A 13,939-nucleotide genomic window follows, 5' to 3' on the forward strand; every position below is an offset into this window, starting at 1 on the left:
GCAGTCCGGAGCAAAGGAAGCAGGAGAAGGCCGCCGCCCCCACGTCGTCCCGCCGCCGGCCGGGGTCTCTCCCGGCCTGCGCCGGGACGACGTTTGGGGGCGGGGGCAAGACCGGGTGACGGACAGCGGCAACTCACCGACCGGATCCCTGGAGCTTGGTCCATCCCTGTTGAAACGGGCGTCATCCCGGCGAAGGCTGGGATCTCCCGGTGGTAGCGCGCAGCAAGAGCCGATGGAGACCCGAGCCTACGCTGGGGTGACGTCCCATACAGATGGATCAAATTTTAGCCCGCGCCGTTCGGGGCGCCATCTCCATCCGACGGAACGCGGTAAATTCCGGAATTGGTAGCGCTAAGAACCATTTGTATGACATAGGAACTCGCGATAGAGAGCGGTGACAACGCTGTCGGTGCCGGGCCAACCGTGCATCGCAACCAGCGGACCAGAGGAGGGCGATATGGCGATGTGGCGCAGATGGGCGATGGCAGGCGCGGCATGGGCGATGGTCGCGGCACCGGTCGCCGCGATGGCGCAGGGCACGCTGCCGAAGCTGGTTGCGAAGGATGGCCGCCACGCGCTGCTGGTCGATGGCGCGCCGTTCCTGATGCTGGGCGTGCAGGCGAATAATTCGAGCAACTATCCCGAAATGCTGCCGCAGGTCTGGCCGATGGTCGAACGGCTCCACGCCAACACGCTGGAAATTCCGGTCGCGTGGGAACAGATCGAGCCGGTCGAGGGCCGGTTCGATTTCGGTTATCTCGACGCGCTGCTGCCGCAGGCGCGCGAACGCGGCGTGAAGATCGTGCTGCTGTGGTTCGGCACGTGGAAGAACACGTCGCCCGGCTATGTGCCGGCATGGGTCAAGACCGACAATGCCCGGTTCCCGCGGATGCGGACCAGGGAAGGCAAGACGCATTACGCGATGTCGCCCCATGGCGCACAGACGCTGGCGGCGGACCGCAAGGCGTTCGTGGCGTTGATGCGCTACCTGAAAGACAAGGATCCCGACAACACGGTCATCATGGTCCAGCCCGAGAACGAGGTCGGGGTGTACCAGCAGGGGCGCGACCATTCGGCGGAGGCGAACCGGCTGTTCGCTGGGCCGGTCCCGGCGAAGCTCGGCAAGCGCGGCACATGGACGCAGGCTTACGGCGATGGCGCGGAAGCCGCGTTCAATGCGTGGTACACCGCGCGCTATATCGACGAGATCGCCGCGGCGGGACGGGCGGTCAAGGACCTGCCGATGTACGTCAACGCCGCGGTCGGCGATCCCTTTGCGGCGCCCGGCAAGTCCGGCGGCGCGAGCGGCGGACCCGACTGGCAGGTGATCGACGTGTGGAAGGCGGCGGCGCCGCACATCGACGCGGTCACGCCCGACCTCTACACCCGCGATGCCAAGAACTATCTGAAGTTCCTCGACCATTATGCGCGGGCCGACAACGCGCTGATGGTACCCGAAACCGGCAATGCCGCCGACTTCGCGCGCTTCCTGTGGCCGACGCTGGGGCGCGGCGGCATCGGCTGGGCACCGTTCGGCATGGACGCGACCGGCTATTACAATCATCCGCTGGGGGCGGTGACGCTGGACGATGCGACGATCGAGGCGTTCGCGGCCAAATATCGCTTCCTGAAACCCATGGCGCGCGGCTGGGCGCGGATGGCCTATGCCCATCCCGGCTGGGGCACGGCCAAGGGCGCGCCGGACGCCGAACAGTCGAAGGTGATGGGCCGCTGGCGTGTCGCCGCCAAATATGGCGAATGGCAGTTCGGCAGCATGGATTCGCCGTGGCTGAAGGCGCAGCCGCCCGCTTCCGCCACCCAGCCGGTCGGCGGCGCCGCGGTGCTGCAGATCGCGCCCGACCAGTTCCTGGTGACCGGCACCGACGTCCGCGTCAGCTTCGACGCGGTCGACAAGACGCGCGGCGACACCGCGATGATGCTGAAGGTCGAGGAAGGGACGCTGGCCGATGACGGCAGCTTCCGCGCCCGCCGGGTGATGAACGGCGACCAGACCGATTACGGATTGAACTTCACTGCGCAGCCGATGCTGCTGCGCGTGACCATGGGAACGTACCGCTGATGAAGACGCTTCGCTGGACGCTGTTGTCGCTCGCCCTGTCGGCCTCGCTGCCGGCGCTTGCCGCCGATGTGGCGAAGGTGCCGGGTGGCGTCGTCGTCACCCCCGATGCCGGCCCTGCCAAGCGCGTTCGCGTGCTGGTCTATGGTCCCGACCGGTTCCGGGTGACGGCGGTGCCGGACGCGACGCTCGATACGCCCGACAGCCTGATGGTGACCGCGAAGCCCGCGGGCGACTTCACGGTCAGCGAGGCGCGCGGCGTCGTGCGGGTGAAGGCGGCGGGCGGCACGGCGGAGATCGACCTTGCCGACGGGCAGGTGCGGTTCCGCGACGCGGCCGGCAAGCTGACGCTGGAGGAATCGCCGCGCGCCGGGTTCGTGCCGGTGACGGCGGGTGGCGAGAAGTTCGTGAGCGTGCGCCAGCAGTTCAACCGCGGCACCGACGAAGGCTTCTACGGTCTCGGCCAGCACCAGAACCGGCAGATGAACTATAATGGCGAGGACGTCGAACTCGCCCAGCACAATATGGATATCGGCATCCCCTTCGTCGTGTCGACGAAGAATTACGGCGTGCTGTGGGACAATAACGGCATCACCCGCGTCGGCAATCCGCAGCCCTACCGGCTGGTGGGTGAGGGGATGCGCGTGACTTCCGGCGGCAAGCCCGGCTGGCAGGCACAATATTATCTGGGCGACCGGCTGGCGGTGACCCGGACCGAGGCGACGATCAACTACCAGTTCATCAAGGACCAGGCGAACTGGCCGGCGGCGGCCAAGGCGCAGACCGTGGCGGCGACGACAGGTCAGAACACCGCGGGCAACGCGGTGCAGACGCAGAAGGTCGTGTGGACCGGGACCGTCATGCCGACCACCACCGGCGTACAGAAATTCCGCCTCTATTCGTCGAGCTACGTGAAGGTGTTCGTCGACGGCAAGGAAGTGCTGAACCGCTGGCGGCAGAACTGGAACCCGTGGTTCCACAATTTCGACCTGCCGATGACCGCGGGCAAGGCCGCGGAGGTGCGGATCGAATGGGAGCCGAATGCCGGCTATATCGCACTGTTCCAGAACGATCCGCTGCCGCAAGCCGATCGCCATTCGCTGTGGTGGTCGTCGGACGTCGCCCATGCGCTCGATTACTACTATGTCGGCGGTAAGGACATGGACGGCGTCATCGCCGGCTATCGCGCGCTGACCGGCAAGGCGGCCCTGATGCCGCGCTGGGCCTATGGCTTCTGGCAGAGCCGTCAGCGCTATAATACGCAGGACGAACTGCTAGGCGTCGTGCGCGAATATCGCAAGCGCCGCCTGCCGATCGACAACATCGTGCAGGACTGGTTCTACTGGCCCGAGGACCAGTGGGGCTGCCACTGCTTTGATCCCAAGCGCTTCCCGAAACCGCAGCAGATGGTCGACGAAATCCATGCCAACGATGCGCGGATCATGATTTCGGTCTGGCCGAAATTCTATCCGAACACCAAGAACGCGCAGGAACTGGCTGCCAAGGGCTATCTGTATCAGGGCAATCTTATCGCGAAGGAACGCGACTGGGTCGGCAAGGGCTATCTGAACACCGATTACGACCCGTACGCCCCCGAAGCGCGCACCATCTATTTCCGGCAGATGAAGGAGGCGCTGGTCGACAAGGGCTTCGACGCGTGGTGGATGGACGCGACCGAGCCCGACATCCATTCGAACCTGTCGATCGAGGAGCGCAAGGACCGGATGGGGCCGACGGCGCAGGGGCCGGCGGAGGAGTTCTTCAACAGCTATCCGCTGGTCCATGCCGAGGGCGTGGCCGACGGCCTGCGCGTCGCCAAGCCCGATGTGCGGCCGTTCATCCTGACCCGTTCGGGCTATGGCGGCATCCAGCGCGCCAGTGCCGCGCTGTGGTCGGGCGACGTCGCGTCGCGCTGGGACGATCTGCGCGACCAGATTTCGGCCGGCGTCAACCTGTCGATGTCGGGCATTCCCAACTGGACGCACGACATCGGCGGCTTCGCGGTCGAGGATCGCTACAGCAAGAAGGACCCGGCGCATCTGGCCGAATGGAAGGAACTGAACCTGCGCTGGTTCCAGTTCGGCGCGTTCAGCCCGCTGTTCCGCAGCCATGGCGAGACGCCGTTCCGCGAAATCTACGAACTGGGTGCCGGCGACCCGGCACTGTACCAGGCGCTCGGGAATTACGACCGGCTGCGCTACCGGCTGCTGCCCTACATCCTGTCGCTCGCGGCGGAGAACTGGCACCGCGACGGGACGATGATGCGCGGGCTGGTGATGGACTTCGCCGCCGATCGCAAGACATGGGGCATCGACGACCAGTATATGTTCGGGTCGGCGTTCCTGGTGGCGCCGGTCACGCAGTTCGGCGCACGCAACCGGCAGGTGTACCTGCCCGCCGGAGCCGACTGGTACGACTTTGCGACCGGTGCGTATCTGAAGGGCGGACGGACCATCACCGCCGCCGCGCCGCTCGCCACCATGCCGCTCTATGTCCGCGCCGGATCGATCGTGCCGACCGGTGCCGAGGTCCAGTCGACCGCCGAGCAGCCCGACGGGCCGTTCGTGCTCCGCGTCTTCACCGGCAAGGACGGCGCCTACACATTGTTCGAGGATGACGGCCTGAGCGAAGGCTATCGCAAGGGGCAGTCGACGCAGATCCCGGTGACGTGGAACGAGGCGCGCAAGACGCTGACCATCGGCGCACGGCAGGGCAGCTTCCCCGGCATGGTCGCCAGGCGTGCGATGTCGGTGCGTTTCCACACGCCCGGCAAGGCGGTGGCGCCTGACTTCGCCGACAATGGCGCGACGGCGTTCGTGTATGACGGGCGCGAGGTGACGGTACCGCTCGCCGGACGGCCGCAGACGCGGTAAGCCCCTTCGTCATCCCCGCCTGCGCGGGGATGACGAGTGTTCTTGGGGAGAGGTCATGGCAGAAGCGGATCGGATCGCCTTCGGCACGCTGGACGGTGCCCCGGCGGAGGCGGTCGAGCTGCGCGCCGGCGCGCTCTCGGCGCGTATCCTGCCGTTCGGCGCGACGCTGCAATCGCTATCCATGCCCGACCGCGACGGTCACGTCGCCGATATCGTGCTCGGTTTCGACGACGTGCAGTCCTATCGCGACCGGCCGTCATGGTTCGGGGTCACGGTCGGCCGCTATGCCAACCGCATCGCCCGCGGCCGGTTCAGCCTCGACGGGCGCGACCATGTGCTGGAGGTGAACAACGCCCCCAACCATCTACACGGCGGGTCGGACGGGTTCGACCAGCGGCTGTGGGACTTGGCGGACGTCGGTCGCGACGACGCGTCGGCATGGGTGCGGCTGACGCTGGTCAGCCCCGATGGCGATGCCGGCTATCCCGGCACGCTCCATGCCAGCGCGACCTACACGCTGACGGCGGACGCGCTGACGATCGACTATGCCGCGACCAGCGATGGGCTGACGATCGTCAACCTGACCAACCATGCGTTCTTCGACCTCAGCGGAACCGGCGACGCGCTTCGCCATTTGCTGACGATCGAGGCGGACGCATACCTCCCGGTCGACGCCACCTCGATCCCGACCGGCGAGCGGCGCGCGGTGGCGGGCACGCCGTTCGACTTCCGCGTCCCCCATGCGATCGGCGAACGGGTCCGTGACGGGCGGGACGAGCAGATCGCGATCGGCCGCGGCTACGACCATAATTTCATCGTGCGCGGACAGGCCGAAACGCTGCGCCCGGCGGCCGTGCTGGCCGATCCGGTATCGGGGCGGACGATGACGCTGTCGATCACCGCGCCGGGGCTGCAGCTCTATTCGGGCAATTTTCTGGGCGGTGCGGAGCCGGGCAAGGGCGGGCGGCTGTACCGGCAGGGCGATGCGGTGTGCCTCGAGCCGCAGGCGTTTCCCGACAGCCCGAACCGGCCGGACTTTCCATCCGCCCGGCTCGATCCCGGCCGGACGTGGCGCAGTTCGATGCGGTTTGCGTTCAAGTCCGGCTGAGCTTGTCGCGGCGCGTCATGCGTCTTCGCCGTGCAACATAACGTTGCTTGACGAAGCCGGTTGCGTTTGCGAACGGCTTTAACCCTATGAAGCACCCCCTTCTCCTCGCCGCCACCGCCGCGGCCTTCGCCCTTTCGGCCTGCGGTCAGCAGCAGCCGGAGCAGCTCGACACGCGCGCGCCCGATCCGCTGGCATCGCAGCTCGCCAACCGCGCCCCGGTGGAACTGCCCCCGCCCGTCAAGGCGAGCGTGACGTTCCGCTGCAAGGACAACAGCCTCGTCTATGTCGACTTCTTCGAAGGCGACACCCAGGCGAATTTCCGCGCCAAGCAGGATGCGGCACCCGTCCGCCTGAAGGCCGAGGAAAAGGGCAAGCCGCTGACCGGCGAAGGCGGCTACAGCCTGACCGGCAGCCCCAAGACCATCACCCTGACCCAGCCGGGCAAGGCCGCGCAGACCTGCAACGCCTGATCGGATTGCCGGTGGCGGCTCCCTTCCGGGCCGCCATCGTTCGACAGCCTCACGGCCGGCGGAGCGATCCGCCGGCCGTTTCGTATGTGGTCTTGATGGTCCTGCTTCCGTTCGTCCTGAGTAGCCGCTGAGCCTGTCGAAGCGGTGTATCGAAGGACTGCCACGCGTGCTTCGACACGGGTCTTCGACTTCGCTCAGCCCCTACTCAGCATGAACGGATCGGCTGCGATCTCGACGCCTCAATACTTCACCCGCGTCGCGCGCAGCTTGTAGCGCTTGAGCGCGTCCTGCACGCTGCCGTTGCCGGCCAGATGGCCGGCGCCCACCGCGACGAAGACCGTGCCAGGGCGCTTCATCCGGTCCTCGATCCACTTGGCCCAGCGTGCGTTGCGATCGGTCAGCAGCACACGCTTGAGTTCGGGCGACACCGTCATCTCCTCGTTCATCGTCGCCGCCAGCGCATCGGGATCGCCGCGGCGCCACTGGTCGACCATCTTGTCGATCGACGTGCCTGCGGTCGGCAGTTCCTTGATCGTCTCGGTCAGGAACGTAACCTGCGCCGCATCCGACAGCGAATCGAAGAAGCCGAACTGCTGCTCCAGCGTTTCGAGGCCGGTGACCGGCTTGCCCGCCGCCTTGGCCGCCTGCGAGATCGCCTGCTCGGCACCGCTCGCCGGGTCGTAGCCCTGCTTCTGCAACGTCACCAGCGTCAGCGTGGAGGCGGCGAACCACGGGTCGAGCTGTTCGAGCGCGCCGGCGGGCAGCCCGGCATCGGCGACCGCCCTGGCATAGGCCGGGCGTTCCGCCTCGGGCAGCTTTTCGCTGAGCTTCGGACCGGTGACGTTGACCGCCGACTTCATCACCGCCGCCTGCGCCTGTTCGGGCGTCGGCATCGGGATTTCCAGCACGACCTCGTTCGACTTGTCGAATGCGGTCCGGACCGCCTCGTCGAACCACGACAGGCCGGGTTTCAGGACGTGGATCGTCCCGAACAGATAGATGGTCGTGTCCTTGTCCTTCACCACCCACAGCGCCGGATCGGCCTCGTCCGCGGCCATCGCGGCGGGTGCCGGCGGCGCCTTCGCGGTCTGGGCCCAGGCGGGCGCGGCGGTCAGCAGGCTGAATGCGGCGGCATAGCGCAGCAGGATCGAGGACATGCACATCTCCATGACGCCGGTGGCCGGCGGGTCGTGCCGGTCATAGCAGCGCGCCGCGCGCCACGACAGGAGATTTGCCGTTCGTCGACAAGGCAGGAACGTCCGGGCCCGACGCTTCGTTGGGTGGGTCTATCGCCCCGATATCAGGGCCTTGCCGGGAACTCCGCCATGTCGAACGCCACCACCCCCGACCGAGCCACGCCAGGGGGAGGGCGGATCGCCATCGGCCCTGTCGCCGCCGGACTGGCCCGCGCCATCGCGCAGCAATCGCTGCTGTTCGTCGCATCGGACGAGGTGCGCGCCGCCGCGATCGCCGACCTGTTGCGCGCGTTCGTGCCCGAAGCGGAGATCGTCCATCTACCCGCCAGCGACGCGCTGCCCGGCGACGATGCCCCGGCATCGCCCGGCAATGCCGGCGCGCGCGTCGCGGCGCTTCGCCGCCTGCGGATCGCCGATGCGGAGCAGCGCCGCTTCGCGTGCATCACCACGCCGGAGGCGACCGCGCTGCGCATCGCCGCGCCGGGCGATTTCGACGCCGCGCCGCCGGTGCTGCGGGTCGGCGATGCGATCGACCTGTCGGGCTTTGCCGAACGCGCCGTCGACCTCGGCTATCTGATCGACGACCGGGTCGACGAACCGGGCGAGGTCGCGGTGCGCGGCGGGGTGGTCGACCTCTTTCCCGCCGATGCGGTCGGCCCGATCCGCATCGCGGTCGAGGACGGCCACATCGCCTCGATCCGCCGCTACGACCCGGTCACCCAGCGCGGCGATGCCGATCTGGAGATGGTGACGATCGGCCGCGCCGCCGAACCGGTGGCGACCGATGGCGTCGCGCTGCTCGACCATGTGCCCGGTGCCGCCGTGGCGATGGACGGCGACGCGTCCGCACGGCGCGCGCGGTTCATCGATCTCGCACAGGACGCCACGCGCCGTCGCCGCCGCCATGCCGCCGCACTGATCGACGGCAAGGCATGGGGCGCGCTGCTGAACGAGCGCGAGTGCATCACCCTGAACGACGCCGCCGAACCGCCGCGCTTCGTGACCGGGCGTGCCCCGGCCCGCGCCTTCGGCAGGTTCGCGCGCGACGTGCTGGACGACGGGCGGCTGGTGCTGGCGGGCAGCCCGCGCGACCTGCGTTTCCTGCGCAAGAAGCTGGCGACGCTGGGCCGGACCGAACCGGTGACGATCGCGTCGTGGGACGAGGCGACACGCGCCGCGCCGGGCAGCGCGATGCTGCTGGTCGCGCCGCTCGACCGCGGGTTCGTGACCGACGGCGTCACCGTGGTCGCGGGCGGTGACTTGCTGGGCGGGCGGGCGCGGGGCGACGAACTGGCGGCGGCCAGTGCCAATCCGATGTTCGCCGAAGCGGGCGAGCTGCGCATCGGCGACGTGATCGTGCACGAGGACTTCGGCATCGGCTGCATCGCCGGGCTGGAAACGCTGCCGGGCGACGCCGGTGATGCGATCGTGCTGGACTATGCCAAAGGCGCGCGGCGGCTGGTGCCGGTGATGGAGGCCGATCGCATCTGGCGTTATGGCGCCGATGCCGATGCGGTGACGCTCGACGCGCTGGACGGGGCGAGCTGGCAGAAGCGGCGCGGGGCGATCGATACCGCGATCGCCGAAAGCGCGCGCGAACTGGCCGCGATCGCCGCCGACCGCGACAAGCTGCGGGTCGCGCCCGTAGCGGCCGATATCGCCGCCTATGAACGCTTCGCCGCCGGCTTCCCCTTCACCGAAACCCCCGATCAGGCCCGCGCCATCGCCGCCGCGCGCGACGACCTGGCGGCGGGCAAGCCGATGGACCGGCTGGTGATCGGCGACGTCGGCTATGGCAAGACCGAGGTCGCGCTGCGCGCCGCCGCGATCGTGGCGCTCGCCGGGCGGCAGGTCGCGATCGCCGCGCCGACGACGGTGCTGGTCCGCCAGCATGTCGAGACGTTCCGCCGCCGGTTCGAGGGCACGGGGATCGAGGTCGCCGGCCTGTCGCGCCTGTCCGATGCGGCGGAAAAGAAGCGCGTGAAGGCCGGCCTCGCCGACGGATCGATCGGCGTGGTCGTCGGCACGCAGGCGGTGGCGGGCAAGGGCGTCGACTATCGCGATCTCGCGCTGGTGGTGATCGACGAGGAGCAGCGCTTCGGCGCGAAGGACAAGGCGCGCTTACGCGAACTGGCCGACCATGTCATGACGCTGTCGGCGACGCCGATCCCGCGCACGCTGCAAGGCGCGCTGATCGGGTTGCAGCAATTGTCGGTCCTCGCCACCCCGCCCGCGCTGCGCCAGCCGATCCGCACCGCCGTCGCCGATTTCGACGAGGTGACGGTGCGCACCGCGCTGCTGCGCGAACGCACCCGTGGCGGGCAGAGCTTCGTCGTCGTGCCGCGGATCGAGGATATCGCCCCGCTGGAGGCGCGGCTGCGCAAGCTCGCACCCGAACTCGACCTGATCGTCGCACACGGCAAGATGCCGGCGGCCGAGATCGACGCGGCGATGGTGCGCTTCGCCGAAGGGGAAGGCGACGTGCTGCTGGCGACCAACATCATCGAGGCCGGGCTGGACGTACCGCGCGCCAATACGATGGTCGTCCACCATGCCGACCGCTTCGGCCTGTCGCAGCTCCATCAGCTGCGCGGGCGCGTCGGGCGTGGCGGGCGGCGGGGGCAGGTGCTGTTGCTGACCGATCCCGACCAGTCGATCGCCGATGCGACCTTGAAGCGCCTGCGCACCTTGCAGGCGTTCGACCGGCTGGGCGCGGGCTTCGCGATCAGCGCGCGCGACCTCGACCTGCGCGGGGCGGGCGATCTGGTCGGCGAGGCGCAGGCCGGGCACATGAAGCTGATCGGCATCGACCTCTACCAGTATCTGCTCTGCCGGGCGCTCCGCGCGGCGCGCGGCGAGAATGTCGACCGCATCGTCCCCGAACTGCATCTCGGCATCGCCGGCCGCCTGCCCGAGACATGGATACCAGAAGCCGAGGTGCGCCTGATGCTCTATGGCCGCCTCGCCCGGATCGAGGACGAAGGCGCGCTGGACCGGTTCGAGGAGGAGCTGGAGGACCGTTTCGGCGCGCTGCCCGAACCGGCACGGCTGCTGATCGAACTGGCGCGCGTCCGCCTGCTCGCACGCGGGGCGGGCGTGGCGAAGGTCGATGCCGGCCCCGCCGCCATCGCGCTGACCCCGCAGCACAGGGGCGACGCGCCGAAGGGCCTTACCGAAAAGAACGGCCGCTGGATCGTGCCGGCGCGGATCGACGATCCGGGCGAACGGCTGACGAAGGTGGGCGAGGTGCTGGAGGCGGTGGCAGCCTGACATCCGCACGAACCTTGGCGTCACCCCAGCGCACGCTGGGGTCTCCTGCGGCTTCTGCGATGTGCCATCACCGGGAGACCCCAGCCTGCGCTGGGGTGACGTTCGTTGCGACCACATCCCGCTGGCATCGCGGGGTGTTCTGCCCAATGATGCGGGCATGACGCAATCCATCTTCATCACCGGCGGCGGGTCGGGTATCGGGCGGGCGGTCGCCCGGTTGTTCGCGGCACGCGGCTGGCGGATCGGGCTGGCCGACGTGAACGCCGCCGGCTTGGCCGACACCGCCGCGCTGTTGCCGGGCGGCGCGGCGACGTTCGTGTTCGACGTGACCGACCGCGCCGGCTGGGACGCGGCGCTGTCCGCCTTCGCCGGGGACGGCGCGATCGACGTCGTGTTCAACAATGCCGGGATCGCGGCGGGCGGCATCTTTGCCGAAATGGCGCCCGCGGCGATCGAGCGGACCATCGCCATCAATCTGACTGGCGTGGTGTACGGCGCGCACGCGGCGCATTCCTGTCTGAAGGCCAGCGGCGGCTGCCTGCTCAACACCGCCTCCGCCGCCGGCATCTACGGCACCGCCGGCGCCGCGGTCTATTCGGCGACGAAATTCGGCGTACGCGGCCTGACCGAGGCACTCGACGGCGAATGGGCGGCCGACGGCATCCGCGTGCGCTCGCTGATGCCCGGATTCATCGATACGCCGCTGCTCGACGCGTCGCTGGCGGGCACCAACTACAATGTCCGCCAGCAGGTGCGCGCCGCGGGCCTCGAATTCACCCCCGTCGAGGTCGTGGCGCAGGCGGCATGGGACGCGGTGCATGGCGACGCGGTCCACACGCCCGTAGGCCCCACCGCCAAACGCATGCGCTTCGCCGCGCGCTGGATGCCGGGCAAGCTGCGCCAGCAGATGCGGCGGCGCTGAACGACCCTGCAAACCTGCCGTTCATGCTGAGTACCTGCTTCGACAAGCTCAGCTCCTACTCAGCATGAACGGTCAGGCGGCAGTCACTCCACCAGCGCGTCGATCGCCTGCGCCATGTCGATATCGCGATCCGACAGCCCGCCCGCGTCGTGCGTCGTCAGCAGCACGTCGACCCGGTTGTAGACGTTCGACCATTCGGGGTGATGATCGGCCTTCTCCGCCAGCATCGCCACCTGCGTCATGAACGCGAACGCCTGACTGAAATTGTCGAAGGTGAAGCTGCGGACGATCGCGTCGCGCGCGGCGTCATGGTCCCAGTCGGGCAGCCCGTCGAGCGCATCGGCGCGTTCGGCTTGGCTCAGCGGTTCCATCCATCCCCTCCCTTGTATCTGCGTGGTCCCAGCGCCTATTGCGGGAACCATGTCCGATCAAGCGCGAAGAGCCCCCGGCGCCGCCGAGATGGAAGCGTTGGCGCGTGCCGCGCTGGCGCGTATTCCCGAACCGTTCGCCGGCCACCTGTCCGACATCGTGCTGCTGGTCGAGGAATTCGCCGATGACGAGACGCTGGCGGCGATGGAGATGGAACCGTACGAACTGACCGGCCTGTACCATGGCAGTCCGGTCGGCGATAAATCGGCGTTCGACGGCATGCGCCTGCCCGATCGCATCCACCTGTATCGCCAACCGCTGCTGGCCGAATGGTGCGAGACCGGCGTCGACCTGCGCGATCTGATCCGGCACGTCGTGGTGCACGAGGTCGGCCATCATTTCGGCCTGTCCGACGACGACATGCACGCGCTGGAAGACGCCGATTGACGCTGGCCTTCAGCGACGTGACGGCGCAGCGCGGGGGGCGGGTGCTGTTCGCCGGCCTGTCGTTCGCGCTCGGGCCAGGCGGGGCGTTGCGGGTGCAGGGCCCGAACGGCGTCGGCAAGTCGACGCTGGTCCGCATCGCTGCCGGGCTGTTGCCTCCCGCGGCCGGCAAGGTCGCGCGCGACGGGACGGTCGCGCTGCTGGCGGAGGCGACCGCACTCGATGCGCAACTGCCGCTCGGCCGCGCGCTGGCGTTCTGGGCGGCACTCGACGGCACGCGCGACCGGTTGCCGCAGGCGATGGCGGCGATGGGGATCGACCCGCTCGCCGACGTGCCGGTGCGGATGCTGTCGACCGGGCAGAAGCGCCGCGCGGCGATCGCACGGGTCATCGCCTCGGGTGCGCCGCTCTGGCTGCTCGACGAACCGGCCAACGGCCTCGACACCGCCGCGCTGGACCGGCTGGAAGCGGCGATCGCGGTGCATCGCGCCGGCGGCGGGGCGGTGCTGGTCGCCAGCCATGTGCCCGTCGTGCTGCCCGATGCGCAGGTGCTGGCGCTGTGATCGCGCTGGTGCTGCGCGAACTGCGCATCGCGTGGAGCGGCGGCGGGCTGCTGCTGCCGGTCGCGTTCTTCCTGCTGGTCGCGACGCTGTTCCCCTTTGCGATCGGGCCGGATGCGGCGCTGCTGGCGCGGATCGGCGGCGGGGTGGCGTGGGCGGCGGCGCTGCTGGCGGCGCTGTTGCCGGTCGAGCGGCTGGTCGCGCCCGACATGGACGGCGGCGTGGTCGATCAGCTGGTGGTGCGCGGGTGGAGCGAGACGAGCATCGCCGCGGCCAAGACGATCGGCCATTGGCTGGGCTTCGCACCGGCGGTGATGCTGGCGGCGGCACTGTCGGCGGCGCTGCTCGGGATCGACGGCACGACGCTGCTGGCGCTGGAGGCCGGGCTGCTGCTCGGCACGCCGGGGCTGGCGGCGCTGGGCGTGGCGACGGCGGCGTTGGTCGCGGGCCTGCGCGGCGGTGGCGCGGTCGCCGGGCTGGTGATGCTGCCGCTGGCGCTGCCGCTGGTGATCTTCGGCGCGGGCGGGATCGCGGGCGGGGCAGGGGCGCTCAAGCTGCTCGCCGCGACCAGCCTGCTGCTGTGCGTCGGCGGACCGATTGTCGCGGGCGCGGCGCTGCGGATCGGACGAACCTAAATACTCCCCGCGCCG

11 protein-coding genes are annotated in these 13,939 nt (G+C 69.1%); 9 read left to right on the forward strand and 2 right to left on the reverse strand.

All coding sequences use genetic code 11. The features are described from left to right. The first annotated feature begins 457 nt into the window (after positions 1-457). The 4 genes from QLH51_RS01165 (at position 458) to QLH51_RS01180 (ending at position 6,528) form a co-directional block, all read left to right on the forward strand. Positions 458-2,080, forward strand: coding sequence for a DUF5597 domain-containing protein (locus tag QLH51_RS01165; RefSeq protein ID WP_206428723.1), 1,623 nt, complete (start codon positions 458-460; stop codon positions 2,078-2,080). After that, positions 2,080-4,950, forward strand: coding sequence for a glycoside hydrolase family 31 protein (locus QLH51_RS01170; RefSeq protein ID WP_125653856.1), 2,871 nt, complete (start codon positions 2,080-2,082; stop codon positions 4,948-4,950). The genes QLH51_RS01165 and QLH51_RS01170 overlap by 1 nt, the downstream gene beginning before the upstream one ends. A 55-nt stretch (positions 4,951-5,005) precedes the next feature. Beyond that, complete coding sequence (locus QLH51_RS01175) at positions 5,006-6,058, forward strand: aldose epimerase family protein (protein ID WP_125653857.1); 1,053 nt, start codon at positions 5,006-5,008, stop codon at positions 6,056-6,058. An 86-nt stretch (positions 6,059-6,144) separates the two neighbouring features. Further along, a complete protein-coding gene (locus QLH51_RS01180; RefSeq protein WP_125653858.1) occupies positions 6,145-6,528 on the forward strand; it encodes a hypothetical protein in 384 nt (127 codons plus the stop codon). Between the two features lie 239 nt (positions 6,529-6,767). Here the strand turns inward: QLH51_RS01180 and QLH51_RS01185 are convergent, their stop codons facing one another. Further along, a complete protein-coding gene (locus QLH51_RS01185; protein ID WP_125653859.1) occupies positions 6,768-7,685 on the reverse strand; it encodes a TraB/GumN family protein in 918 nt (305 codons plus the stop codon). A gap of 168 nt (positions 7,686-7,853) precedes the next feature. On the opposite strand from QLH51_RS01185, the gene QLH51_RS01190 reads away from it, so the two are divergent. Together QLH51_RS01190 and QLH51_RS01195 are read left to right on the forward strand one after the other, a co-directional pair. After that, complete coding sequence (locus QLH51_RS01190) at positions 7,854-10,994, forward strand: helicase-related protein (RefSeq protein WP_125653860.1); 3,141 nt, start codon at positions 7,854-7,856, stop codon at positions 10,992-10,994. A 157-nt stretch (positions 10,995-11,151) separates the two neighbouring features. Beyond that, positions 11,152-11,916, forward strand: a complete 765-nt coding sequence (locus tag QLH51_RS01195) for an SDR family oxidoreductase (RefSeq protein WP_125653862.1) — start codon at positions 11,152-11,154, stop codon at positions 11,914-11,916. 83 nt (positions 11,917-11,999) lie between these two features. On the opposite strand, the gene QLH51_RS01200 is transcribed toward QLH51_RS01195, so the two are convergent. Continuing rightward, entirely contained in the window at positions 12,000-12,287 is a 288-nt protein-coding gene (locus tag QLH51_RS01200) for a 4a-hydroxytetrahydrobiopterin dehydratase (protein ID WP_125653865.1), read from the reverse strand. Positions 12,288-12,336: 49 nt separating this feature from the next. Between QLH51_RS01200 and QLH51_RS01205 the strand changes: the two genes are divergently transcribed. From QLH51_RS01205 to QLH51_RS01215, 3 genes are read left to right on the forward strand one after another with little or no spacing between them, the layout of a single operon-like run. Further along, a complete protein-coding gene (locus tag QLH51_RS01205; RefSeq protein ID WP_125653867.1) occupies positions 12,337-12,732 on the forward strand; it encodes a metallopeptidase family protein in 396 nt (131 codons plus the stop codon). Beyond that, a complete protein-coding gene (ccmA, locus tag QLH51_RS01210; protein ID WP_206428724.1) occupies positions 12,729-13,292 on the forward strand; it encodes a heme ABC exporter ATP-binding protein CcmA in 564 nt (187 codons plus the stop codon). The genes QLH51_RS01205 and ccmA overlap by 4 nt, the downstream gene beginning before the upstream one ends. Next, the gene (locus tag QLH51_RS01215; protein WP_125653871.1) at positions 13,289-13,924 is read left to right on the forward strand and encodes a heme exporter protein CcmB; all 636 of its coding nucleotides are present in this window, start codon (positions 13,289-13,291) and stop codon (positions 13,922-13,924) included. Before ccmA ends, QLH51_RS01215 begins: the two co-directional genes overlap by 4 nt. The last annotated feature ends 15 nt before the right edge of the window (positions 13,925-13,939 follow it).

It is taken from the genome of Sphingomonas sp. 2R-10 (assembly GCF_030062225.1).
Classification (GTDB): Bacteria; Pseudomonadota; Alphaproteobacteria; order Sphingomonadales; family Sphingomonadaceae; genus Sphingomonas.

Excerpts from the sequence above, each read along its gene's own strand:
- QLH51_RS01165 (WP_206428723.1), top strand. The coding sequence starts at position 458 with ATGGCGATGTGGCGCAGATGGGCGATGGCAGGCGCGGCATGGGCGATG.
- QLH51_RS01170 (WP_125653856.1), top strand. The coding sequence starts at position 2,080 with ATGAAGACGCTTCGCTGGACGCTGTTGTCGCTCGCCCTGTCGGCCTCG.
- QLH51_RS01175 (WP_125653857.1), top strand. The coding sequence starts at position 5,006 with ATGGCAGAAGCGGATCGGATCGCCTTCGGCACGCTGGACGGTGCCCCG.
- QLH51_RS01180 (WP_125653858.1), top strand. The coding sequence starts at position 6,145 with ATGAAGCACCCCCTTCTCCTCGCCGCCACCGCCGCGGCCTTCGCCCTT.
- QLH51_RS01185 (WP_125653859.1), bottom strand. The coding sequence starts at position 7,685 with ATGTCCTCGATCCTGCTGCGCTATGCCGCCGCATTCAGCCTGCTGACC.
- QLH51_RS01190 (WP_125653860.1), top strand. The coding sequence starts at position 7,854 with ATGTCGAACGCCACCACCCCCGACCGAGCCACGCCAGGGGGAGGGCGG.
- QLH51_RS01195 (WP_125653862.1), top strand. The coding sequence starts at position 11,152 with ATGACGCAATCCATCTTCATCACCGGCGGCGGGTCGGGTATCGGGCGG.
- QLH51_RS01200 (WP_125653865.1), bottom strand. The coding sequence starts at position 12,287 with ATGGAACCGCTGAGCCAAGCCGAACGCGCCGATGCGCTCGACGGGCTG.
- QLH51_RS01205 (WP_125653867.1), top strand. The coding sequence starts at position 12,337 with ATGTCCGATCAAGCGCGAAGAGCCCCCGGCGCCGCCGAGATGGAAGCG.